This window comes from Pseudomonas sp. R4-34-07 (assembly GCF_003852375.1).
Taxonomy (GTDB): domain Bacteria; phylum Pseudomonadota; class Gammaproteobacteria; order Pseudomonadales; family Pseudomonadaceae; genus Aquipseudomonas.
Genome location: NZ_CP027760.1, coordinates 5,865,775 through 5,887,244 on the forward strand (window position 1 = coordinate 5,865,775; position 21,470 = coordinate 5,887,244).

The following is a 21,470-nucleotide window of genomic DNA, read 5'->3' on the forward strand; positions in this document are numbered from 1 at the left end:
TCCGCCGGAAAGCCGGTGCAATATATGGAAACAGATCGACCCGCGCGTGACGGCAAGCCGTCCACTGGCGTCCCGTTAGGGATGGCGCTGCAAAGACCCCAGCACCCGCAGAGGTGCCCTACCAACCAATGCCTACAACCCGTGAGTGTGCTATGGAACCCGGAAACGCCCAGCTGTCGATGACGGTATTGATGACCCCTGACATGGCCAATTTCTCAGGCAATGTCCACGGCGGCACCCTGCTCAAGTACCTCGACGAAGTGGCGTACGCGTGCGCCAGCCGTTATGCCGGCCGCTACGTGGTCACGCTGTCGGTGGATCAGGTGATTTTCCGCGAGCCGATCCATGTCGGCGAGCTGGTGACCTTTCTCGCGTCGGTCAACTACACCGGCAACACCTCGATGGAAGTGGGCATCAAGGTGGTGACCGAGAACATCCGTGAACGCTCGGTGCGTCATACCAACAGTTGCTTTTTCACCATGGTGGCGGTGGACGACCAGCGCAAACCGGCCGCCGTGCCGCCCTTGCAGCCGCACAACAGCGAAGACAAACGCCGCTTCGTGCAAGCCCAGCAGCGTCGGCAGATTCGCCAGGAATTGGAAAAGCGCTATCAGGAAATCAAGGCCGACGCGCCTTAAATTCCAAGCTGCGACCCGGATCAAATGTGGGAGGGGGCTTGCTCCCGATAGCGGTGGATCAGTCTCGAACATGCTGACTGACACACCGCCATCGGGGGCAAGCCCCCTCCCACATTGGTTCTGTGTGCTTACAGGCTGATCGGCGTGGCCTCAAACCGTACGCGGGGATGGGCAATGCGATCCTGCGCCCGCACCAGTTCCAGTTCATAACTGGCGCAGGCCTGGGTCTCCAGCAGCACCTCGTGCACCGCTGCGGCGGTGAACTCGAAGGCCGCCACCAGGCTATCGCCCAGCAGCACCCGCGCCAGGAACAGCCCTGACGTCAGGTCGCCCACACCCACCGGCTGGCGCGGGAATGCCAGCAGTGGCCGACGCAAGTGCCAACTGCCATCAGCCGTCACCAGCAGCATCTCGAAGCCGTCCGGCAGCTTGCCGGGGTAATCCAGATGCTTGACCAGCACCGCCTTCGGCCCGCGCGCCAGCAGGGCCTTGGCCATCGCCAGGCAATCGAACAGCGATTGCGGTTTGCGCCCGGCAAAGCTGTCCAGCTCCAGTTGGTTGGGGCACAGGAAATCCGCCATGGCCGCCGCCTCGTTCAGCAGGAAATCACTGACTTCCTGCGGCACGATGCAGCCTTTTTCAGGGTGGCCCATCACCGGGTCGCACAGGTACATCGCCTTGGGGTTGAGCGCCTTGATGCGCGCCACGCCGGTAAGAATCGCACGCCCCTGATCCGCACTGCCGAGGTAGCCGGACAGCACTGCATCGCAGTTACCCAGCTCGCCGATGGCTGCGATACCTTCCACCAATGCCGGAATCTGCTGCGGCGCCAGCACTTCACCTGCCCAGTGGCCATACTGTGTGTGGTTGGAGAACTGCACTGTGTTGAGCGGCCATACATTCACCCCGACCCGCTGCATGGGGAACACGGCGGCGCTGTTTCCGGCGTGGCCGAAAACCACATGAGACTGGATCGCAAGCAGATGGGGTGTGCGTTTCATGCAGGAGATGTCCATAAAGCCGTTGAAATTCTGGCCGCGCAGTATGCGACTAAACGCAGCCTGTACGACAGACCGGCGACACAGTTAAGCTGCGCTCACTTTGTTGGAGTTCATGGAATGCTGACCCTGGGAAACATGTTCGTGTTGATGCTGCTGGCGACCGGCGCCGCTTGGGTCTGGCACAACCATGGCCTGCGCGAGCGCGCGTTGGAGCGGGTCAAGCAGCACTGCGCCAAGCTCGATATCGAACTGCTCGATGGCGCGGTGGCACTCAAACGCATCGGTTTCGTGAAGGATGCCAAGGGTCGGCGCCGGTTGGCACGGGTCTACAATTTCGAGTTCACCGTGACGGGCGAGGCTCGTCACAGCGGCACCATTACCCAATTTGGCGCCCACAGCGCGCAGATTGAATTGGCGCCCTACCCGTTCGAAGCCAAGGAGCCGCTGCCCAGCGCCAACGTCATCGAGCTGAGCCAGTGGCGCCAGGACCACGCGACCAAGAACCGTCAGTAACGGCAGGCAGCCAGAGCGGCCTGCAATGCAGCCAAGTTCTGTGGTGCGCTGAAGATCAATTCGATACGTGAATCGCGGCGCCATTCGCTGGGTAGCCAGGCGAGTGAGCTGTTATCCACAGCGTTGGCGGACATCCACGCGTCACGGCTGTGGATAACCAGTTTGGCGCGACGCCATTGCAGACTCGTCAGCCATTGGCTCACTCGTTCCAGGTCAAATCGCTGGCTCGGATGCCAGCGCCAGCCAATGCTCCAGCCACCTTCCTCGGCCTGGCTCAAGCAGATCGGCAACGTGGGGTCGCTCCAGATCGCCGGCATTTGCGCCAAGCCTTGGGGCACCGCGAAGTTATCCACAACCCCGCCAGCCTGGGCTTTCAAGCCAGGCAATTGTTCCAGAGGCAACTGAGCCTGGCGCGTCCAATAGAGCGCGTTGCCAGTTAACCGCTGCTCAATAGCCTGGCGTTGCGCAGCGTCCAGCGCCTCATCCTTGTTCAACACCAGCAAGCCGGCACCGGCCAGCGCCTCTTGCTGCGCTTGCGGCAAGGGTTTGCCCGCTGCCAGGGCCTGGGCGTCCAGCACCAGCACCCAGGGCTGAACCGCCAGCACGCCTTGCCATGGCGCTTCGCCTAACTGTTTGAGCAACTGCGCCGGATGGCCCAGGCCCGACGGCTCGATAAACAACCGATCCGGCTTGGCCTTACGCAATAACCGACCCAGGCCTACCTGGAACGGCGCGCCATTCACACAACACAGGCAGCCACCCGCCACCTCGCCCAAGGCAATGCCATCGTCAGCTTGAGTGAGCAAGGCCGCGTCCAGGCCGATCTGCCCGAACTCGTTGATCAGCACCGCCCAGCGCTCGTTGGCCGGGCGTTGGGCAAGCAGGTGTTTGATCAGGCTGGTCTTACCGGCGCCCAAGGGCCCGGCAATCACATGGGTGGGAATGTTCTGCAGCATGGGTTGGCATCATTCAGACCGTGTAGAGCGCTTGATCCTACGCGTTTATGCAAGCCAATCCAGTGTGAGGATCAAGCGACGCTCACTGGCCTTGAGTGCCGGTGAGCGATGAATGAGACCATGGTTTTCATTGCCATGCCATTTGGTGCCCTTGAGCAGAGCCACCTCGCCACAGAGGATTTGCTCAATGCGCTCGGTGGGCTCTGAGTCAGGCTGGCTCAACCGGCGGCGGTCCATGACGCCTTCGCGCAGCCATTGGCTGCCGACGCCAGCGTAGGTGGTGATCAGCCGCACAGGCACATGGTCGACGTGAAAACGCGGGCACATGGCCCTGTCCAGCAGGCGCAGACGCACGCCGATGCGCCTGGCGCCCAGCAGGCAGGCGAATGCACTGACCAGCCAGGACACATCGGCGATAAAACCATCATAGCCTTCAAGATCGCGACAATGGGGCGCCAACCCCTGCAGGTTCGGCGCGCTGTCTTCGCGGTCCAACTCGATAACCAATGCCTCGGCCAGCGGCTCATCGAGCCCGACGATCAACGCGCCGAATTCGGCGATGTGCAAGGGTAATTGGCGCTGCCACAGCGTCAGGTTCACGCCGTCTTCGAGGATGTCAGATAGCGCCAGCGGGGTTTGCCCGCGGGTTTGGCGAACCACGGGCCGCAGGGGAGTAAGCGGGGCCAACATCAGGCGGCGGCCTCTTCATACCAAGGGCCAAAGGGATCGGCCAACTGGCGCCAAGCGTCGACGCCCAGGGCCATTTCTTCATCCGTGAGCAAGCATTGGTCCAGTTCGGCGCGCATCTGCGCAAAGTCGATGTTCTGGCCGATAAACACCAGCTCCTGACGGCAATCACCGGTGCTCGTTTGCCAGTTGTCCATGATCGCCGCGACACTTTCTGCGTCTTGCGGCCACTGGCTTTTCGGCACGAAACGCCACCAGCGCCCGGCAAAGCCATGGCGCATCAAGCCACCGGCCTGGGACCAACTGCCGGCGTCCTGGTGTTTGCTGGCCAGCCAGAAGAAGCCCTTCGAACGCAACAGTTTGCCGTTCTCCCAAGGGCGGTCGATAAAGTCGAAAAACCGCTGTGGATGAAACGGGCGGCGCGCACGGTAAGCGGTGGACGCAATGCCGTATTCGTCGGTTTCCGGCACGTGTTCACCGCGCAATTCCTGTAACCAGCCCGGTGCCAGGGCAGCCTGTTCGAAATCAAAGCGGCCGGTGTTGAGGATCTTGTTCAACGGCACTTGCCCCATGACCATCGCAATGATCTGCGCCTGGGCATTGAGCCGCTCAAGGATGGCCATCAGTTCTTCGCGCTCGCGGCTGCTGATCAGGTCGATCTTGCTGACCAGTATCACATCGGCGAACTCGATCTGTTCGATCAGCAGGTCGGTGATCGAGCGCTCGTCCTCGTCGCCCAAGGTTTCCCCGCGTGAGGCCAGACTTTCTGCGGCCTGGTAGTCGAGCAGGAAATTCACCCCGTCGACCACTGTGACCATGGTGTCCAGGCGTGCGACATCCGCCAGGCTCTGCTGGTTTTCATCGCGAAACGTGAAGGTTTCGGCCACAGGCATGGGTTCGGAGATGCCGGTGGATTCGATCAGCAAGTAATCGAACCGACCTTCCCTGGCGAGCTTGCCGACTTCTTTGAGCAAGTCCTCGCGCAGGGTGCAGCAGATGCAGCCGTTGCTCATCTCCACCAACTTTTCTTCGGCGCGATTAAGGGTGACGTCGCGCTGCACCTCACTGCCGTCGATGTTGATTTCGCTCATGTCGTTGACGATCACCGCCACCCGCAGGTTTTCGCGGTTGCGCAGTACATAGTTGAGCAGGGTGCTTTTGCCGGCGCCGAGAAAGCCGGACAACACGGTGACGGGTAGACGGTTGGGCATCGGTTCGCTCTCATCAGGTTGCCCGGTCGAGCCAGGCTTTGTTTTTATGTTATAGTATAACAATGCAAATAAGCCAACCCTCCTTGCTCTTCGCGATTTGCGCCCTGTTATCAGCAGTGGCAGGACCTGCCTGTGCCCAACCCCCAAGCCTGCTGGCCAACTGCACCCGCAGCGCCAACCTGCTGGCCTGTGTCGACCCGCTGGGCAACGCCTATAGCGTGGCGACCGTTGGCAGCACCACGTATCTGCGCGGGTTCGAAGTGATCGGCAAACGCTACTGGGCACAAACCAACAGCCGCTATGGGCAGCTGACGTTCTTTACCGGATTGGCATCGGACGGTGAGGCGTGGGTTGGCTACACGCGGCGCGTGGGCTGGACCACCCTTAACCGGTTCTCCAGTTCGGGCGGCGCCAGCGCCAGGTTCAGCTGCAGCCGAATGACCGGCTGTTAGACCTGGCCCTTCTTCTGTTCCTGCACCCATGCCATATAGCTGTTCATCGGCGGGTTCTTTTCGAAGTATTTCTTCAGCCCGTCGAACAAACCGTCTGCCACCGCCTGCTGATGGCGCGCAGTCACCAGCCGCTGGGCGTCCTGGGTGTTGGAGATAAACCCGGTCTCGACCAGGATCGACGGCACGTCCGGTGACTTGAGCACCGCGAACCCGGCCTGTTCCACGCGTTTCTGATGCAGGCTGGTGATGTTTTGCAGGCTGCCCAACACCGCGCTGCCCAGTTGCAGGCTGGAGGCGATGGTGGCGTTCATCGACATGTCGAGAATCACGCCCGCGAGCATCGGGTCCTTGTCCTTCAGGTTGAGTAACGTCGTGGCGCCCAGCAGATCCGCACCGTTTTCTCGCTGCGCCATGAAACGCGCGGTTGCCGAGGTGGCACCGCCCTCGGACAACGCGTACACCGATGCCCCCGATGCGGTGAGCCTGGGTGCCGCGTCGGCATGCACCGAGATGAACATATCGGCTTTGTGCTGGCGGGCGATGTCCACGCGCTTGCGTAAAGGCACGAAGAAGTCATCGTTGCGCACCAGCTTCACATCGAAACCCTTTTCGCGTTTCAAGCGTTTAGCCAGCAACTGGGCAATCGACAACACCACGTCTTTTTCCCGCTGGCCTTTGGAGCCGATGGCGCCGGGGTCCTTGCCGCCATGGCCAGGGTCGACCACCACGATGATGTCGCGCCTGGGATGAGCTTTATCCACCGGCGCGATCAATGGCGCAGGCTCAGCGGCGATTTGACGAGGCGCCGAGGTGGCGCGAGTCAGGTCGAGTACCAGGCGATGACCCTGACCTTCCTGGGGCGGCAATAAAAAACTGTTGAGCTGCATCGGTGCGGCCAGGTCCAGCACGATGCGGGTGTCGTCCTTGCCGAAATGCCCGGAGCGAATCGAGGTAATTCCGCTGTTCTTCAGCACCAACTGGGAAAAGTCACCACTGAGCCCGGCGCCGCTCAGGTCGATGATCACGCGTTCCGGGGCAGCCAGGGAAAACGTCTTGTATTGCACCGGGCCGCTGAGGTCGAACACCAGCCGCAGCTTATCCTCCGAACGCCACAGGCGCGCATTGCGGATTTGCGTGGCGCAGGCCCCCAGCGGCAAGGCGAATAAGGGGCTGACCAGCAGCAGGTTGAGGAGCTGACGTCTGTGCATGACCTATACCGCAAATAAAGGAGCGTCCCTGCTCGACGTGACTGAAGAAAGGCTGGGGCAGAAATTTCATCGTCGAAGCGATTGTTATACTATAACATGTCGAATTATTTCCAACGATGGACCTGCTTATGAATGCGCTGACTCTGCCGGATATCGCTGCGCAGGCTTCACGCCAAGCCTTGCCACTCGACTGGGTCGGCATGTGCGGCATCGCCTTGCCGGTTCTGCTCGAGGACCAACGTCTGCCCGCCACCGCCGATGCAGGGGTGAGCCTGGACGATGGCCTGGCCCGTGGTATTCATATGTCACGCCTGTACTTGGCGCTGCAGGCGTTCGACCAGCAACCGCTTACCCCTGCACTTCTGCGTAATGTACTGCAGCGCTTTCTCGACACACATGAAGATTTATCTAACAACGCCTACCTGCGGATCCACACCCACTTACTGTTGAAACGCCCCGCCCTGGTCAGCCCACTGGACGGTTGGAAGCGCTACCCGGTAAGCATCGAGGCACGTCTGGAAAACCAGATGTTCCACGTGGAACTAAAAATTGACGTTGCTTATTCCTCAACCTGCCCGTGTTCCGCTGCCCTTGCCAGGCAATTGATTCAGCAGCAATTTCTCGAAGATTTCGCCAACACGCCATTGCGGCATGCAGACGTGTTGACCTGGCTCGGCAGCACCAATGGCATCGTCGCCACGCCCCACAGCCAGCGCAGCAGCGCACAGCTACAGGTGCATGTGCAAGGCGACCAATTGGCCATCGTCGATTTGATCAACGCCGCCGAAGCCGCGCTCGGCACCGCTGTGCAAACCGCAGTCAAGCGTGCCGACGAACAAGCCTTCGCGCTGGCCAACGGGCAGAACCTGATGTTCTGCGAAGACGCTGCCCGCCGCTTGAACCTCGCCTTGAAACGCTCGGATGCGGTCAAAGCCTTCCACCTCAAAGTGATCCACGCCGAAAGCCTGCACGCGCACGATGCCGTGGCCGAAAGCCGCTGGACGAGACCCTCCCCATGATCACCTGCAACGCTTTGCGCTGGGGCGCCCCGGGCCAACCGCTGACCCCCGCCGTGGATTTCACCTTGGAAAAGGGCAGCCTCACAGGCGTCATCGGCCCCAATGGCTGTGGCAAAAGCAGCCTGCTCAAAGTCATCGCCGGCCTGCAAAAGCCGCTGGCGGGGACCGTCAGCGTCGCTGTTCCACGCCGTGGCGGCCTGGCGTTCCTGCCTCAGCAGCAACACTTGGACCGACAGTTCCCCATCAGCCTGCAAGAACTGGTTGCCGCCGGATTCTGGGGCACCCGGCTCACACCACCGCAACGCAGCGAGCGCCTGCAAACCGTGCTGGAAGACTGGTGCCTCAGCGGCCTGGAGCAACGCCCTTTGATGGCGCTGTCTGGCGGCCAGCTGCAACGCGCCCTGCTCGCCCGCATGAGCCTGACCGACGCACCGGTCCTGCTGCTCGACGAACCTCACGCGGCCCTCGACGAAGAAGGCCAGGCGCTGTGCTGGAAACACATTCACGCCTGGCACGAAGCGGGCCGCACGCTGATGGTGGTCTGCCATGACTTGGCCTCGGTGCGCCATCACACTCCGCACGTGCTGCACATCAAAAGCACCGGCTGCGCGCTGGGCCCGAGCAAAGAGCTGATCCGCCCACAACCGCAATTGCAGGTGGCCTGATGCACTTTGCTGCTCACTTGTGGATGCCCTTTGTCGACTTCGTCTTCATGCGCCGCGCGCTGATCGGCGGCCTGGTACTCGCCTGCAGCACGGCGCCGCTGGGCGTGTTTCTGATCCTGCGGCGCATGAGCCTGATCGGTGACGCCGTGGCCCACGGCATCCTGCCCGGTGCCGCCCTGGGCTTCTGGTTCGCCGGGTTGAGCCTGCCGGCACTGACTATCGGTGGCCTCGGTGCGGGCCTGAGCATGGCCGGACTATCCGCCTGGATCACCCGCCGCACCGGCCTGCGTGAAGACGCCAGCCTTGCCGCCATCTACCCCATCTCCCTCGCTGCCGGCGTGCTGATCCTGGGCATCGCTGGCAAGCGCCTGGACCTTTTGCACCTGCTGTTCGGCTCGGCCCTGGCCGTGGATGAAACCACCCTTACCGGCATGCTCTGGGTCTGCAGCTTGAGCCTGATCGCCATGGCGCTGATCTACAAACCGCTGCTGCTCGATACGCTCGACCCGCTGTTTCTGCAAACCGTCAGTCGCCTCGGCCCGCTCGCCCATGGGCTGTTCCTGACCCTGGTGGTGCTGAACCTGGTCATTGGTTTCCAGGCCATCGGCGCCTTGATGGTGGTGGGTTTGATGATGTTGCCGGCCATCGCTTCGCGCTTCTGGAGCCGGCGCCTGCCGGTGCTGATCGCAGTATCGGCCGTGCTGGGATGCCTGTCGGTGTGGCTGGGATTGTTGCTGTCGTTCTACTACTCACTGCCCAGCGGCCCGGCCATCGTGCTGGTGGCGGGCGCCGGGTATGCGTTGTCCGTGGTTTTCGGTCCGGTGCACGGCTTGCTGCGCCGCCCGCCCTTGCTTACATCCCAATGAGGTGTTTTCCGATGCGCGCTCTACTCGTGCTGTTCAGTCTGCTGCTGCCCCTCTCGATGGCCCAGGCCGCCGATAAACTCCAAGTGGTCACCAGCTTCAGTATTCTCGATGACATCACCCACCAGATCGGTGGCGATCATATCCAGATCAGCAACATGGTCGGCCCGGACGCCGACGCCCACACCTACGAACCCACGCCGGACGACGCCAAGGCGTTGCTCAAGGCGAAACTCATCATCAAGAACGGCCTCGGCTTCGAGCCCTGGTTGGACCGACTGGTGCGCAGCACCGAGACCAAGGCCACGGTGGTCACCGCCAGCAAGGGCGTGATCTCCCACACCATGGACGAGGACGGCGAGACCATCCCGGACCCACACGCCTGGCACAACCTGGCCAACGCCGAGATTTACGTCAACAACATCACCAAGGCCTTGGTGACCGCCGACCCGGCCAACCAGGCGGACTACCTGCGCAACAGCCAGGCCTACCTGAAAGAAATCCACCGCGTGTTGGCCGAAGCCAAGGCCAAGTTCGGCGCACTGCCGTCGGGTAACCGCCGTATCGTGACCTCCCATGACGCCTTCGGTTACCTGGGCCAGGCCTATGGCATCCAGTTCCTCGCGCCACAAGGTTTGTCCACCGAGCGCGAACCGTCAGCCGCCGAAGTGGCCGCGCTGATCACCCAGATTCGCCAGGACAAGGTCAAGGCCGTGTTCATGGAGAACATCAAGGACTCACGCCTGCTCAAGCAAATTGCCGACGAAAGCGGCGCGCAGATCGGCGGCACGTTGTACTCCGACGCCCTCGCCACCGAAGGCCCGGCCAGCACGTTTATCGGGCTGTTCGAATACAACCTCAACACCTTGTGCGCGGCCTTGAGCAAACCATGATCCGCAAAAATCCTTCCGGCGACCTGCCGGTGATTGCCGAATCGGCTTACGTCGATAAAACCGCGATCATTTGCGGCAAGGTGATCATCGGCGAAAACGTATTTGTCGGCCCCTACGCCGTGATCCGCGCCGACGAAGTCAACGCCAGCGGCGCCATGGACCCGATTACCATCGGTGCCAACTCCAATAGTCAGGACGGGGTGGTGATCCACTCCAAATCCGGTGCCGCCGTGACCATCGGCGAGTTCACCTCCATTGCGCACCGCTCCATCGTCCATGGCCCCTGCACCGTGGGCGACCGCGTGTTCATCGGCTTCAACAGCGTGCTGTTCAATTGCGTCGTGGGCGACGGCTCGGTGGTGCGTCACAACTCGGTAGTGGACGGGCGCGACCTGCCCGCTGCCTTCTACGTCCCCTCCACCACCCGCATCGGGCCCAACACCGATTTGTCGCAGTTCGTGCCGGTGAGCGTCAGCGCCTCGGAGTTTTCCGAAGACGTGGCCCGCACCAATGTCGACCTGGTGCGCGGTTACAAAGCCCTGCAAAACGAGTTCTGAAGCATGAGCCGCCTGTTGATTCGTAACGCTAGAGTGGTCAATGAAGGCCAGGTATTTGACGCTGATGTGCTGGTGGTCAGTGGCCGTATCGAGAAGATCGCCAGCAGCATTGAACATATGAACGAACCGGTAGAGATCGACGCTCAAGGCCAGTGGTTGTTGCCAGGGATGATCGATGATCAGGTGCACTTTCGTGAACCCGGCGCGCCGGACAAAGGCAGCTTCTACAGCGAGTCCCGTGCCGCGGTGGCCGGTGGCATCACCAGTTTCATGGACATGCCTAACACCCAACCGGCCACGTTGAGCCTGTACGCCCTGGCCGATAAAAAGCGTCGCGCCGCGTTGCACTCGGTGGCCAACTACGGCTTTCACTTTGGCGTGAGCCACGACAACCTCGACACCGTCGCGGCCCTTGACCCTCGCGAAGTGGCGGGGGTCAAGGTGTTCATGGGCGCCTCCACCGGCAATATGCTCGTGGACGACCCGCAAACGCTTGAGCGCCTGTTTGCCGAAGTGCCGACGATACTGCTGGCTCACTGCGAACACACGCCAAGCATCCAGGCCAACGAGCTGCGCCTGCGCGAGCGCTTCGGCGAGTGCATCCCCGCCGTGGCGCACGCGTTAATTCGCGATGCCGAGGCGTGTTATCGCTCCTCATCGTTTGCCGTAGAATTGGCCAAACGCCATGGCACGCGCTTGCACGTGCTGCACCTGACCAGCGCGCGGGAATTGGCCTTGTTCGAAGACAAGCCGCTGTCGGACAAACACATCACCGCCGAAGTCTGCCTGCACCACTTGCTGTTCGATGACCGCGACTACCAGCGCCTCGGCCACCAGATCAAATGCAACCCGGCGATCAAGACCCGCGCCGACCGCGACGCGCTGCGCCTGGCTCTATTGAGTGACCGTCTGGATGTGATTGGCAGTGATCATGCGCCGCATACCTGGGCACAAAAGCAACTGGACTATCGCCAGGCGCCGGCAGGTCTACCTTTGGTACAACATGCGTTGCCGGCGTTGCTGGAACTGGTGGCAGACGGGCTGCTGCCGCTGACCACGCTGGTGGCCAAAACCAGCCATCGCGTTGCCGACCTGTTTGCCATTCCGGATCGAGGTTATCTACGCGAGGGGTATTGGGCTGACCTGGTGCTGATCAAGCCCGAACCCGCAGGCAAACCCGTGAGCAGCCAACCGATCCTTGCCCGTTGCGGCTGGACGCCGTTCGCCGAGCGCAGCTTTCGTCACAGCGTCAGCACTACCCTGGTGTCGGGCCACCTGGCGTGGCACAACGGCCAGGTGGTCGATAGCTGCCAGGGCCTGCCCCTGCACTTCTTGCGTTAAACGCGAGGTTTGACCGTACCGCAATCGTTGCCCAGCCATTGCGCGTGAGTGTCCAGGCTGCCCTTTTGCTGGATGCCGGTGGCATTGAAGGTGCCGTTGACGGTGGTGGTGAATTCTTTCTGGCTCTGGAAAGTCGCCACGCCCACGCCTTGGGCTTTCGGGCAACTGAAGCGGAATTTCCACTGGTTGCCGGTCTTGTCGGTGACTTCCTGTTTACAACCTGATTGCGGGTCCGTCAGGGGGATGGAATCGGACGCGACCTGAGCCGGCGTCAGGCACACCTGCACGCCTTTACCGGCCATGGTGATGCCCTGTTTTTCCAGCATGGCGCGCTGTTCGGGGGTCATCTGTTGCTTGAGCTGACCGAGGATCAGCGACAGGTCCGGCAGGTCCTGGTTATCGACTTTCATATTGCTGGTGGTCAATTCCCACAAGCCCGGCGCCAACATCTGTGCCTGTGCTGCCACCGGCAGCGACAAACCAACAACCATGGATAAACAGAGCAGACGAGCATTCATCGGGTAACTCCTGGGCAATTGTGGGCGTTAGACGTCGCAAAGGTGCCAGTGTTGCACGGCAAATAAAATAGCGACATTCACTGTGGAACATGGTCTGTTACGCATTGGACTGCCCGGAGTAATGTCGTTCATGGATTTTTTTGGCCCGCACCTGCTCGCCTACTTCATTGCCACGCTGCATTTTTTCGGGAGCCTCGCCGCGATCCATGCGGTACTGACCGTCAGGACCGCCCAAGGCTCGATTGCCTGGGCGTTGTCGCTGATGTTCATGCCTTACCTCACACTGATTCCCTACCTCATTTTCGGCCGCAGCACCTTCGACGCCTACATCCAGGCGCGTCGCCAGGCCAACCAGGAAATGCACACGGCCATCGCCGAGTTGAACTGGCGCCCCTGGGTCGAGGAAGCGCTGGCCGCGCGCAATTCCAATGCCTACGCCTCTTTGCGCGCCATGCCCAAATTGGGCCGCATGCCGTGCCTGGCCAATAACCAAGTGCAGTTGCTGATTAACGGCGACGCCACTTTCAGCGCAATCTTCGAGGCCATCCGCAGCGCGAAAACCGCTGTGCTGTTCCAGTTCTTCATCATTCATGACGATGAACTCGGTCGCCAACTGCACAGCTTGCTCACGGCAAAAGCGGCCGAAGGTGTGGATATCTACGTGCTCTACGACCGCATCGGCAGCCACGCCCTGCCCCATCGCTACGTGCAATCGCTGCGCGACGCCGGGGTTAACGTCAAAGCCTTCGCCACTCGCAGCGGCTGGCTGAATCGCTTCCAGGTCAACTTTCGCAACCACCGCAAGATCGTGGTGGTGGACGGCATCACCGGATTTGTCGGCGGGCACAATGTGGGCGATGAATACCTCGGCAAAAAGCCGCCCCTGGCGCCATGGCGCGATACCCATGTGCAGGTCACCGGCCCGGTGGTGGCGTGCTTGCAAGAGTCGTTTGCCGAAGACTGGTTCTGGGCCGCACGCCAACTGCCACCCCTGATTCTGCCGGACGCTTACCCCGAGAATGGCGTGCTCTGTCAATTGCTCGCCAGCGGCCCGGCCGACTCGTATGAAACCTGCTCGCTGTTTTTCGTCGAGGCCATTCACGCCGCGACCGAACGCGTGTGGATCACCAGCCCGTATTTCATCCCTGACGAAGCCGTATTCGCCGCCCTGCGCCTGGCGGTCTTGCGTGGTGTCGACGTACGCCTGTTACTGCCATCGCGCCCTGATCACCGCATCGTCTACGCCGCCTCCAGCCTTTACGCGATCGAAGCGGTACGCGCTGGCGTGCGGGTGTTCCGCTATACGCCGGGCTTTCTGCATCAGAAGGTGGTGTTGGTGGACAGCGAAATCAGCGCCATCGGCAGCGCGAACATGGACAACCGTTCGTTCCGGCTGAATTTCGAAGTGATGTTGCTGACGGTCGACGAAGCCTTCGCCAAAGAGGTGGAGCGGATGCTGCTGGACGACTTCGCCCTGGCCCATGAAGTCAGCCAGGAGGAAAGCCGCGAAACCCGGCGCCTGCAACAGCTGGGCATGCGCGTGGCGCGCTTGATCTCGCCGATTCTCTGACAAACACCACTGTAAAAATGTGGGAGGGGGCTTGCTCCCGATGGCGGCGTGTCAGCCAGCTAATGGGTAGCTGATACACCGTCATCGGGAGCAAGCCCCCTCCCACATTTGGCTCTTCAGTGTGCTAAAAAAATGGCTCAGCGGTAGATATCTTCCCGCGTCCACGGCAGTTCATGGCTGCCATCGGCATGGGGTTTCACCGCCAGGATCTGATGCAGGTTGATCCAACCCCGCGCAAAGGCATAGGCGCAACCCGCCAGGTACAGGCGCCATATACGCAAGGCGTGCTCCGGCACCATCTTCGCCGCTGCTTCGAGGTTGTCCTCCAGGCGCTCGCTCCAATGGTCCAGGGTGCGCGCGTAGTGCAGGCGCAGGCTTTCGACGTCCACCACTTCCAGCCCGACTTCGCTGATTTCGGCCGTCATCATCGCCAGGTGCGGCAGCTCGCCGTTGGGAAACACATAGCGCTCGATAAAGTCCCCGGCGCCACGGCCCACGGGGCGGCCGTCGGTGTGTTTGGCGGTAATGCCATGGTTCATCACCAGGCCGCCCTCACGCACGGCGCCGTGCAGAATCTGACAGTATTGCGCCAGGTTGGCGTGGCCGACATGTTCGAACATGCCCACGCTCACCACTTTGTCAAAACGGCCGTCCTGCGGCAGGTCGCGGTAGTCGAGCAGCTGCAGGTCGACCTGGTCCTCCAGGCCTTCGGCCTTCACCCGCTCCCGGGCCAGGGCCAGTTGTTCCTTGCTCAAGGTAATCCCAAACACCTTGACTCCGAATTCCCGCGCCGCAAACCGCGCCAGCCCGCCCCATCCACATCCCACATCGAGCAGATACTCACCCGGCTGCAGCCGCAATTTGCGGCACAGATGGCGGAATTTGTCTTGTTGGGCCTGGTCGATGGACTCGCTGCCGGTTTCGAAATAACCGCAGGAATACACCATGTCCTGGTCCAGCCATAGCTGGTAGAACTCGTTGGACAGGTCGTAATGGTAGGAAATGGCCGCCGCGTCGGTCGCCTTGTCGTGGATCGAACGCACCGGACGAGGGCCGTCGTCGTCTTCGATCAAGGCGTGACTCAACTCGTCACATACCCTGATCACCTCGGCGATGGAGCCTTCCAGCTCCAGTTTGCCCTCGACGAAGGCCTCGCCCAGGGCGTCGAGCGTGGGATGGGTCAGTTGTGAGACGACCGTAGGGTCCTTGACCACGATGGTCACACTGGGCTCGGGGCCCAGGTTGAATTCATGGCCGTCCCAGAGTCGAAGACGCAGCGGTAGCTGAAGATTCTGTAAGGCCGGTGGAAGTTGCGCGAGCATGAGTAGTCCCCCCTTGTTTCAGACGTCTGCTGTGAGGGTAGACCATCCAAAATAAAGTAGGAAGCTATCGATTAAATAACTGCCTGCCATTAAGCCCGACGCTCGAGCAACCCGTCCTGGATCCATTGTTTCAGCCATGTGGCCGCTTGCAATGGCGCACCCTCTCCATAAGTGACTGCCAACTCGATGCACAGTTCTGAAAAGTTCCAGCCGCTGGCGGCCATGCCCATCAGGGCGTGGGCTTCGGCGGGCTCGAGACTGCGGTAACGACACAGGTTCTGATGGCGCCACACCAGGCAGGCCTGCGTCGGGTCCAGCGCCTGGCTGCCGGGAAAATCCGATTCATCCTTATTGGCCCGCCAGATGCTCAGCGTGTTGAAACGGCACGTTAGCTGCTGCACTGAAGGCACCAGCGATACGCGCAATCCCGGCCAGTCTTCAGGCGCCAGTTGCGCCATGTGATCCAGGCTCAGCGCCTCGCCCGCAGGCGCGTCAAAGGCCAGGGTGAACGCCCACTCCAGCCGCGCCAGTTCGGCCAGCGGGGCACTTTGTTCGGCCGTCAGATGCTCGAGGATAAACCTTGCAAAACGCTCCCCCAGCCAGCGCAGATTGTAGTGGGCCGAGGGATAACGCCGAATATACGCTTGGCTCAGCGCGGCAAATTCATCATCGCCCAGCCAATACCGGATGGCGGCAAAGTCGTGACGTAATACGTCCTGCAATCGGGACAGGTAGGCGTTGTGATAAATCGCCAGGCCCGTGTCTACATCCAGTGTCGGGCCGCCAAGCAAAGTGGCGGCAAAGCCACTGTCGGCGGCGCCGGTGTCAGCCAACAGATGCGCCTCGAACGCCCGTTGCCAATCGATCAAGCGCATAGCGACCGCCTGGCCAACGCAGTGGCACCCAGTTCCCGGGCCTTGTTCAATTCAGCCAGCAGCACGTCGAACGGCGGGAAATGATCGTCACGCTCCAACAGCGTCGACACCGGCCCCAGATGTTCCAGCGTGCGCTGATACAGCGCCCACACCGGATCGCACACCGGCTGATCGTGGGTATCGACCACGTAGTCGCCGTAGTCCCTATGCCCCGCCAGATGCAGTTGGCGAATGCTTTCAGGCGGCAGGTTGCGAATGAACGTCCAGGCACCGAACCCGTGATTACGCGAGCTGACGTACACATTATTCACGTCCAGCAGCAATTGGCATCCCGTCAGGTGCGCCAGGGCATTGAGAAATTGCCACTCGGTGAATTCATCGGCCTTGGAGCGCACATAGCTGGAGACGTTTTCCAGCACCAGCGGGCGTTGCAACACGTCTTGCACCTGAAGCACGCGTCCGGCAACGTGGTACAGGCTTTCTTCGGTGTACGGCAAGGGCAGCAGGTCATGCAACTGGTGTGCGCTGCCACGGCTCCAGCACAGGTGATCGGAAATCCAGGCTGGCTGGATGCGCTTGGCCAGGGCCTTTATCTGCTTGAGATAATCGGTGTCGATGGCATGGGGCCCGCCGATCGATAAGGACACGCCGTGCATCACCAAAGGGTAGCGTTCGGCTATGGCGTCCAGGTAATACAAGGCCTTGCCGCCCTGCAACAGATAATTCTCGGAGATCACTTCGAACCAATCCACTGCAGGGGATTGGGCAAGGATCTGTTCATAGTATTCGTGACGCAAACCCAGGCCGTAACCCAGGGAGGGGAAAGAACGGGTCATCATGCGCTCCTGGAAAGTGTCCGCAGCGGCGCGAGGTCCGCTGCGGTTGCACTCGCGTGTCGGTTACTCGCCGACTTTGCCACCGGCCTTGTCGCACTCGGCCTTGGTCATGGCCTTGAAGCCGTGGCCCTTGCACACCGCCTGGCCTTTGCAGGCGTTTTCAGCGGTTTTGCAATCGTTCATACCTTTGCAGGAGGTGACGCCGTAGCAATGAACCGGAGCGTCGGCGGCCTGTACCTGGGTGGCGACGCCGGCAAACATGGAGGCCGCAGCGATAGCCAGGGCAGCACCGGAAACGGCGTGTTTGATATTCATTATGTAGTCCTCATCGGTCAGTGGTGATGCCGGTCTGAGCGGATTGCCCAGTCTCGACACACCACTAGAGTGAGGCGCCCTTTTAGCGTTACAGCCCGGTACGAAGTTTTCTGAAATTATTCGTCAAGCTTCAACAGCGGCTCCTGAAAACGCAGCAACCGCCCGGCGTTACCCAGCACCAGCAAGGTGCTGAGGTTATGCAACACCGCTGCGATCATGGCCCCGGCGGCACCCAGCCAGCCGAAGGCGGCGAATACCACGATCGCCAACGTCCAGCCCAGGCCGATGATCACATTGACCTGCAAGGTGTGTCGGCACTGGCGGCTCAAGCGCACACAGGTGCCCAGACGGCGCAGATCGCTGCCGATCAACACCACGTCCGCCGAGGCCAGCGCGATATCGGCACCGCCCGCGCCCATCGCCACGCCGACCACACCGGCTTTGAGGGCAAGGGAGTCGTTGATGCCATCCCCCACCACCATCGGCCGGAAACCGCTGCCGATCTCCCCCAGCACACGGTTGAGTTTGTCTTCCGGCAGCGCTTGGGCCTGGACCTCACCAATGCCCACATTCACGGCCAGGCTGTCGGCCACGCTCTGGCGGTCACCGGTGAGCAGCAGCTGGCGACCCAGGCCCAGCTCGCGCAGTTCCTGCAGGGCCTGGCGCGCCTCGGGTTTGACGCTATCGGCCAGCAGCAGCCAGGCCAGGAACTGTCCGTTCAGCGCGAGCCCGGCAATCGGGCCGTCGTGGTTGGGCACCGAGGTCGTAGCGATAGCCAGTTGCTCGAACAGTTCGGGACGGCCCAGCGCCGCTTCGCCCTGTTCAGTGTGCGCCACGACACCGAGTCCCTGGCGCTCGCGAATATCGGTCAGCACCACGCGCTGTTGCTGTGTCGCCAACCCCGCCAATGCACGGCTGACCGGATGGCTGCTGGCGGCACCGAGGCTGGCCGCCAGGTTGAGCAAGGCCTGGCGATCGGCAGACGCGGTTTCGATGGACTGCAGGCGCAAGGTGCCGAAGGTCAAGGTACCGGTCTTGTCGATAACCAGTGAAGTGAGGTCCGCCAACTCTTCCAGAAACGCCGAGCTGCGAATCAGGATGCCGTGCCGTGCAGCGACCGCGATCCCGGCAATTGCGGTAGCCGGCGCCGACAACACCAACGCACACGGGCACGCCGCCACCAGCACGGCCAGCATCGCCTGGGCGTCGTTGGTGACGAACCAGGTGACCGCCGCCAACAACAGCACCAACACCATGTAGCTACCGGCATAACGCTCCAGCAACCGGGTGATCGGCGGCTTGGAACGCTCGGCGTTCTGCATCAACGCAATCACTTTGCCCAGGGTCGACTCGTTGCCCGTGCGCGTCACTTCAAGGCGCAGCAGGCCGTCCAGGTTGATCGCCCCGCCAAACACCTGCACGCCCACGCTGGCTTCCAACGGCACCGATTCACCGGTGATCGGCGCCGTGTCCAGGCTAGCCTGGCCCGACAGCACCACGCCATCGGCCGGCACGCGGTCGCCGGCGCGCACTTCGACCACATCGCCGGTGTTCAGCGTGCCGTTATCCACTTCGACAATGCTGCCGTCAGCCTGCACCCGGCGCGCATGGCTGCGCGTGAGTTTACCCAGCGCGTGGATCGCTTCCTGGGAACCGATCACGCTGCGCTCTTCGAGCACATGCCCGAAAATCATGATGATCGGCAGCAGCGCTGCGGTCAGCAGATCGCCAGTGGCCCAGGCGCCGATCATCGCCAGCGCGATCAATTGGTCAGTGATGCCATGCAGGCTGGGATAGCGCAGGCTGTACCAGGCCGAACGCATCACCGGCACGGCCACCAGCAGCGAGGCCACACCGAGCAGCAGTTGGCTGACCCCGCTCTGGTCCGCCGCCAGCCAGCGCCATACCAGGCCCAATACGAGTAAACCCAGGGCCAGCATGGCCAGGGTCAATTGCCGGGCGGCGCTGCGCTGCTCGGCGGAGGTCAGCATGGGTGCGCTCATTGTTCGGCTCCCTGAATGATCAAACGGAAGTCGTCTTTAGGATCGACCGTGGTGACGGAGCCGGCCTGGCCCAGAATCTTCGGTAGGCGCTCGCGGTACAGGCGCAGCAACAGGCCCGGGTCCTGGACTTGCGCCAGGCCGGTGACGGCAGCGGTCTGCGCCCGGGCATTGGCCAGGCGTTCACTGGCTTGGGCATGGGCGACTTGCACCTGGCGATCAGCCTCCTGGTTGGCGGTCTGGGTGAGTTTTTCCGCATCGGTACGCGCGTTGGCCACCGCTTTGTCGGCTTGCTGGCTGGCGGTGAGTACCGCATTGAACGCGTTCACCGCCGGGCCCGGCAGGCTCGATTGCACATCGACCCGTGTCACTTCGATGCCCAGGCCCAACCCGCTGGCGGCCAACTGCGCCAAGCGCTTATTGATGCCTTGCACCAGGTCGCCGCGCAGCTTTTCGCGGCGCTCGGCGGCGCCGTTGTCGGCGCCGATCAGCTCGGGGCGCGCGACCAGGATGGTGTCCAGGTCCCGCGCCGCCGTCAGGGCCACCGCGCTGCGGGTCACCAGGCGGTCCAACGCCGGCAGCACATGCTCGCCCTGCAACACAAAGGCGTAGGGCTCGGTGACCTTGTAGAACACCCGCACATCCAGCTGCACGATCCCGGCATCGCCGGTCAGCAAATAGCCGGAACCGGCCAGCGTATCGCTCAGGGGTGTGGCGAAACTGGCCACGCGGTCAGCCTGCACGGCCGCCTCAGAACGCAACAGGTTCTCCACCCGACGCTCGATCACCCGGTCTGCCGCCGGCAACAGCACCACCTGTTCGAACGGTTGCGGCCAGGCCAGCAGCAGCCCGGCGTTCTGAATGCGGTCGAGGGCGCCGAAGTGCAGCACCATGGCGCGGTTCTGCGGGTCGATCTGGCGCACATTGGAAAACGCCCAGGCCAGCGCCGCCAACACGGTGACTGCGTACAGCGCCAGGAACGTCAGGCGTCCGGCCTGGATCCAGGGGCTGTCCGGGCTGTCACGCTCACTCATGGCTGCACATCCTTGGGCCCGTCGACCAGCGCGCGGAACGGCGCGGCATCGGTGCGCAGGATGATTTTGGTGCCCGGCGTCACCACGGTGCCCAAGGTATCCAACGAGCGCAGCAGGTTGTACAGCTGCGGATTACCCGCGTAGGCGCGTCCATAAATCTGCGCCGCTTCGACCCGCGATTGCGCTTCGATATCGGCGGCTTTCACCGTGGCGTCGGCTTGCATGATCCGTGCATCACGTTCGGCTGCCGAGCGGATCTGCGCCGCCTCACGCTTGCCCACGGCGGTGCGCTCGGTGGCAATGGTTTCACGTTCGGCGCGCATGCGGTCGACCGTGGCGGTGAGGGTCACCGAGGGCAAGGTCAGCCGTTCGATACCGACCTGGGCCACGCGTACGCCATAGGTGGCCAGCAATTGCTGATCGATCTGCTGGCGCAGTTGGGCTTCGAAATCGGCGATACGCACCTGGTTGGCATCGGTGTTGATCAGGCTGGACAGGTCAAAACTGGCCGCCGTGGTTTCCAGCGCCGAACCGACGAAGGTACGGATCTGCCGCGCCGCTTCATCCGGCTGGTTCTGCACCGCACGCATGAAGCGTTGCACATTGTCGGTATCGCCCTGCACCTGCCACGCTACGTAGGCCTGCACGATGATCCGCAGGCCATCGCGGGTGCCCACATCCTGCAACCCGCTGGAGGTGGTGCGCAGGCGCAGGTCAACCGGAATCGCCGCTTCAAACGGCGCCGGCCAGCGCCAGCCCAGGCCCGGTTCCAGCAGCACCCGCACCGGGTTGCCGAAACGGGTAATCACCGTGGCCTCGCCGGAGCGCACCTGTACCAGGCTCGCCGCCGCGATGGCAAACAGCACCAGCACTACCGCCCAGGCCATACGCCGCCAGGGGAAAGGGCTGTCTGCCTGTTCATCGCCATGATGGTGATGGTGGCCGTGATGATGGTGATGACCGTGATCGTGAGAATGAGCGCTCAACAGACAGACT

Annotated in this window: 23 protein-coding genes; 10 read left to right on the forward strand and 13 right to left on the reverse strand. The window is 62.1% G+C overall.

Annotated features, from left to right (window positions below):
• Nucleotides 1-152: 152 nt before the first annotated feature.
• Nucleotides 153-638, forward strand: a complete 486-nt coding sequence (locus C4J85_RS27120; RefSeq protein WP_034110411.1) for an acyl-CoA thioesterase — start codon at nucleotides 153-155, stop codon at nucleotides 636-638.
• Nucleotides 639-766: 128 nt separating this feature from the next.
• Here C4J85_RS27120 and pdxY read toward each other — a convergent pair whose 3' ends face one another.
• A complete protein-coding gene (gene pdxY / locus C4J85_RS27125; RefSeq protein WP_124365040.1) occupies nucleotides 767-1,639 on the reverse strand; it encodes a pyridoxal kinase PdxY in 873 nt (290 codons plus the stop codon).
• A 117-nt stretch (nucleotides 1,640-1,756) separates the two neighbouring features.
• On the opposite strand from pdxY, the gene C4J85_RS27130 reads away from it, so the two are divergent.
• Entirely contained in the window at nucleotides 1,757-2,152 is a 396-nt protein-coding gene (locus tag C4J85_RS27130) for a DUF3301 domain-containing protein (protein ID WP_124365041.1), read from the forward strand.
• On the opposite strand, the gene C4J85_RS27135 is transcribed toward C4J85_RS27130, so the two are convergent.
• From C4J85_RS27135 to zigA, 3 genes are read right to left on the reverse strand one after another with little or no spacing between them, the layout of a single operon-like run.
• Nucleotides 2,146-3,108: a GTP-binding protein gene (locus C4J85_RS27135; protein ID WP_124411122.1), complete on the reverse strand. Its 963-nt coding sequence runs from the start codon at nucleotides 3,106-3,108 to the stop codon at nucleotides 2,146-2,148. The genes C4J85_RS27130 and C4J85_RS27135 overlap by 7 nt on opposite strands.
• A gap of 45 nt (nucleotides 3,109-3,153) precedes the next feature.
• Entirely contained in the window at nucleotides 3,154-3,798 is a 645-nt protein-coding gene (locus C4J85_RS27140; RefSeq protein WP_124411123.1) for a DUF1826 domain-containing protein, read from the reverse strand.
• Entirely contained in the window at nucleotides 3,798-5,006 is a 1,209-nt protein-coding gene (gene zigA, locus C4J85_RS27145; protein WP_124411124.1) for a zinc metallochaperone GTPase ZigA, read from the reverse strand. Before zigA ends, C4J85_RS27140 begins: the two co-directional genes overlap by 1 nt.
• Before the next feature lie 62 nt (nucleotides 5,007-5,068).
• Between zigA and C4J85_RS27150 the strand changes: the two genes are divergently transcribed.
• Nucleotides 5,069-5,458, forward strand: a complete 390-nt coding sequence (locus tag C4J85_RS27150; RefSeq protein ID WP_372240600.1) for a glutamine synthetase — start codon at nucleotides 5,069-5,071, stop codon at nucleotides 5,456-5,458.
• On the opposite strand, the gene C4J85_RS27155 is transcribed toward C4J85_RS27150, so the two are convergent.
• The gene (locus tag C4J85_RS27155) at nucleotides 5,455-6,666 is read right to left on the reverse strand and encodes an N-acetylmuramoyl-L-alanine amidase (protein WP_124411126.1); all 1,212 of its coding nucleotides are present in this window, start codon (nucleotides 6,664-6,666) and stop codon (nucleotides 5,455-5,457) included. The genes C4J85_RS27150 and C4J85_RS27155 overlap by 4 nt on opposite strands.
• A 128-nt stretch (nucleotides 6,667-6,794) precedes the next feature.
• Here C4J85_RS27155 and folE2 point away from each other — a divergent pair, with 128 nt between their 5' ends.
• The 6 genes from folE2 to C4J85_RS27185 are packed head-to-tail and all read left to right on the forward strand — an operon-like array spanning nucleotide 6,795 to nucleotide 12,004.
• The gene (folE2, locus tag C4J85_RS27160; protein WP_124411127.1) at nucleotides 6,795-7,685 is read left to right on the forward strand and encodes a GTP cyclohydrolase FolE2; all 891 of its coding nucleotides are present in this window, start codon (nucleotides 6,795-6,797) and stop codon (nucleotides 7,683-7,685) included.
• Nucleotides 7,682-8,350, forward strand: coding sequence for a metal ABC transporter ATP-binding protein (locus tag C4J85_RS27165; protein ID WP_124368885.1), 669 nt, complete (start codon nucleotides 7,682-7,684; stop codon nucleotides 8,348-8,350). Before folE2 ends, C4J85_RS27165 begins: the two co-directional genes overlap by 4 nt.
• Complete coding sequence (locus C4J85_RS27170; protein WP_124411128.1) at nucleotides 8,350-9,216, forward strand: metal ABC transporter permease; 867 nt, start codon at nucleotides 8,350-8,352, stop codon at nucleotides 9,214-9,216. The genes C4J85_RS27165 and C4J85_RS27170 overlap by 1 nt, the downstream gene beginning before the upstream one ends.
• A gap of 11 nt (nucleotides 9,217-9,227) precedes the next feature.
• Entirely contained in the window at nucleotides 9,228-10,106 is an 879-nt protein-coding gene (locus C4J85_RS27175) for a metal ABC transporter substrate-binding protein (protein ID WP_124408548.1), read from the forward strand.
• Complete coding sequence (locus C4J85_RS27180) at nucleotides 10,103-10,663, forward strand: carbonate dehydratase (protein WP_124411129.1); 561 nt, start codon at nucleotides 10,103-10,105, stop codon at nucleotides 10,661-10,663. The genes C4J85_RS27175 and C4J85_RS27180 overlap by 4 nt, the downstream gene beginning before the upstream one ends.
• A 3-nt stretch (nucleotides 10,664-10,666) precedes the next feature.
• On the forward strand, nucleotides 10,667-12,004 hold the full coding sequence (locus C4J85_RS27185; protein ID WP_124411130.1) for a dihydroorotase: 1,338 nt from the start codon (nucleotides 10,667-10,669) through the stop codon (nucleotides 12,002-12,004).
• Here C4J85_RS27185 and C4J85_RS27190 read toward each other — a convergent pair.
• Nucleotides 12,001-12,522, reverse strand: a complete 522-nt coding sequence (locus C4J85_RS27190; protein ID WP_124368889.1) for a DUF3617 domain-containing protein — start codon at nucleotides 12,520-12,522, stop codon at nucleotides 12,001-12,003. The genes C4J85_RS27185 and C4J85_RS27190 overlap by 4 nt on opposite strands.
• Before the next feature lie 130 nt (nucleotides 12,523-12,652).
• Between C4J85_RS27190 and cls the strand changes: the two genes are divergently transcribed.
• Nucleotides 12,653-14,092 carry a cardiolipin synthase gene (cls, locus tag C4J85_RS27195; protein ID WP_124411131.1) on the forward strand — a complete coding sequence of 480 codons (1,440 nt, stop codon included), beginning with the start codon at nucleotides 12,653-12,655 and terminating at the stop codon, nucleotides 14,090-14,092.
• Between the two features lie 137 nt (nucleotides 14,093-14,229).
• Here the strand turns inward: cls and cfaB are convergent, their stop codons facing one another.
• The 7 genes from cfaB to hflC form a co-directional block, all read right to left on the reverse strand.
• Nucleotides 14,230-15,414: a C17 cyclopropane fatty acid synthase CfaB gene (cfaB, locus tag C4J85_RS27200; protein WP_124368891.1), complete on the reverse strand. Its 1,185-nt coding sequence runs from the start codon at nucleotides 15,412-15,414 to the stop codon at nucleotides 14,230-14,232.
• A gap of 89 nt (nucleotides 15,415-15,503) precedes the next feature.
• Nucleotides 15,504-16,289, reverse strand: coding sequence for a DNA-binding domain-containing protein (locus C4J85_RS27205; RefSeq protein WP_124411132.1), 786 nt, complete (start codon nucleotides 16,287-16,289; stop codon nucleotides 15,504-15,506).
• Nucleotides 16,280-17,125, reverse strand: coding sequence for a DUF692 domain-containing protein (locus C4J85_RS27210; protein ID WP_124411133.1), 846 nt, complete (start codon nucleotides 17,123-17,125; stop codon nucleotides 16,280-16,282). Before C4J85_RS27210 ends, C4J85_RS27205 begins: the two co-directional genes overlap by 10 nt.
• Before the next feature lie 63 nt (nucleotides 17,126-17,188).
• Entirely contained in the window at nucleotides 17,189-17,440 is a 252-nt protein-coding gene (locus tag C4J85_RS27215) for a hypothetical protein (protein ID WP_124368894.1), read from the reverse strand.
• A gap of 116 nt (nucleotides 17,441-17,556) precedes the next feature.
• Nucleotides 17,557-19,443, reverse strand: a complete 1,887-nt coding sequence (locus C4J85_RS27220; RefSeq protein WP_124411134.1) for a cation-translocating P-type ATPase — start codon at nucleotides 19,441-19,443, stop codon at nucleotides 17,557-17,559.
• Nucleotides 19,440-20,474, reverse strand: coding sequence for a protease modulator HflK (hflK, locus tag C4J85_RS27225; protein WP_124411135.1), 1,035 nt, complete (start codon nucleotides 20,472-20,474; stop codon nucleotides 19,440-19,442). The genes C4J85_RS27220 and hflK overlap by 4 nt, the downstream gene beginning before the upstream one ends.
• Complete coding sequence (gene hflC, locus C4J85_RS27230) at nucleotides 20,471-21,463, reverse strand: protease modulator HflC (protein WP_164485308.1); 993 nt, start codon at nucleotides 21,461-21,463, stop codon at nucleotides 20,471-20,473. Before hflC ends, hflK begins: the two co-directional genes overlap by 4 nt.
• Nucleotides 21,464-21,470: the final 7 nt, after the last annotated feature.

Coding starts and splice junctions, on each gene's coding strand:
- C4J85_RS27120 (WP_034110411.1), top strand. CDS start 153: ATGGAACCCGGAAACGCCCAGCTGTCGATGACGGTATTGATGACCCCT.
- pdxY (WP_124365040.1), bottom strand. CDS start 1,639: ATGAAACGCACACCCCATCTGCTTGCGATCCAGTCTCATGTGGTTTTC.
- C4J85_RS27130 (WP_124365041.1), top strand. CDS start 1,757: ATGCTGACCCTGGGAAACATGTTCGTGTTGATGCTGCTGGCGACCGGC.
- C4J85_RS27135 (WP_124411122.1), bottom strand. CDS start 3,108: ATGCTGCAGAACATTCCCACCCATGTGATTGCCGGGCCCTTGGGCGCC.
- C4J85_RS27140 (WP_124411123.1), bottom strand. CDS start 3,798: ATGTTGGCCCCGCTTACTCCCCTGCGGCCCGTGGTTCGCCAAACCCGC.
- zigA (WP_124411124.1), bottom strand. CDS start 5,006: ATGCCCAACCGTCTACCCGTCACCGTGTTGTCCGGCTTTCTCGGCGCC.
- C4J85_RS27150 (WP_372240600.1), top strand. CDS start 5,069: ATGCAAATAAGCCAACCCTCCTTGCTCTTCGCGATTTGCGCCCTGTTA.
- C4J85_RS27155 (WP_124411126.1), bottom strand. CDS start 6,666: ATGCACAGACGTCAGCTCCTCAACCTGCTGCTGGTCAGCCCCTTATTC.
- folE2 (WP_124411127.1), top strand. CDS start 6,795: ATGAATGCGCTGACTCTGCCGGATATCGCTGCGCAGGCTTCACGCCAA.
- C4J85_RS27165 (WP_124368885.1), top strand. CDS start 7,682: ATGATCACCTGCAACGCTTTGCGCTGGGGCGCCCCGGGCCAACCGCTG.
- C4J85_RS27170 (WP_124411128.1), top strand. CDS start 8,350: ATGCACTTTGCTGCTCACTTGTGGATGCCCTTTGTCGACTTCGTCTTC.
- C4J85_RS27175 (WP_124408548.1), top strand. CDS start 9,228: ATGCGCGCTCTACTCGTGCTGTTCAGTCTGCTGCTGCCCCTCTCGATG.
- C4J85_RS27180 (WP_124411129.1), top strand. CDS start 10,103: ATGATCCGCAAAAATCCTTCCGGCGACCTGCCGGTGATTGCCGAATCG.
- C4J85_RS27185 (WP_124411130.1), top strand. CDS start 10,667: ATGAGCCGCCTGTTGATTCGTAACGCTAGAGTGGTCAATGAAGGCCAG.
- C4J85_RS27190 (WP_124368889.1), bottom strand. CDS start 12,522: ATGAATGCTCGTCTGCTCTGTTTATCCATGGTTGTTGGTTTGTCGCTG.
- cls (WP_124411131.1), top strand. CDS start 12,653: ATGGATTTTTTTGGCCCGCACCTGCTCGCCTACTTCATTGCCACGCTG.
- cfaB (WP_124368891.1), bottom strand. CDS start 15,414: ATGCTCGCGCAACTTCCACCGGCCTTACAGAATCTTCAGCTACCGCTG.
- C4J85_RS27205 (WP_124411132.1), bottom strand. CDS start 16,289: ATGCGCTTGATCGATTGGCAACGGGCGTTCGAGGCGCATCTGTTGGCT.
- C4J85_RS27210 (WP_124411133.1), bottom strand. CDS start 17,125: ATGACCCGTTCTTTCCCCTCCCTGGGTTACGGCCTGGGTTTGCGTCAC.
- C4J85_RS27215 (WP_124368894.1), bottom strand. CDS start 17,440: ATGAATATCAAACACGCCGTTTCCGGTGCTGCCCTGGCTATCGCTGCG.
- C4J85_RS27220 (WP_124411134.1), bottom strand. CDS start 19,443: ATGAGCGCACCCATGCTGACCTCCGCCGAGCAGCGCAGCGCCGCCCGG.
- hflK (WP_124411135.1), bottom strand. CDS start 20,474: ATGAGTGAGCGTGACAGCCCGGACAGCCCCTGGATCCAGGCCGGACGC.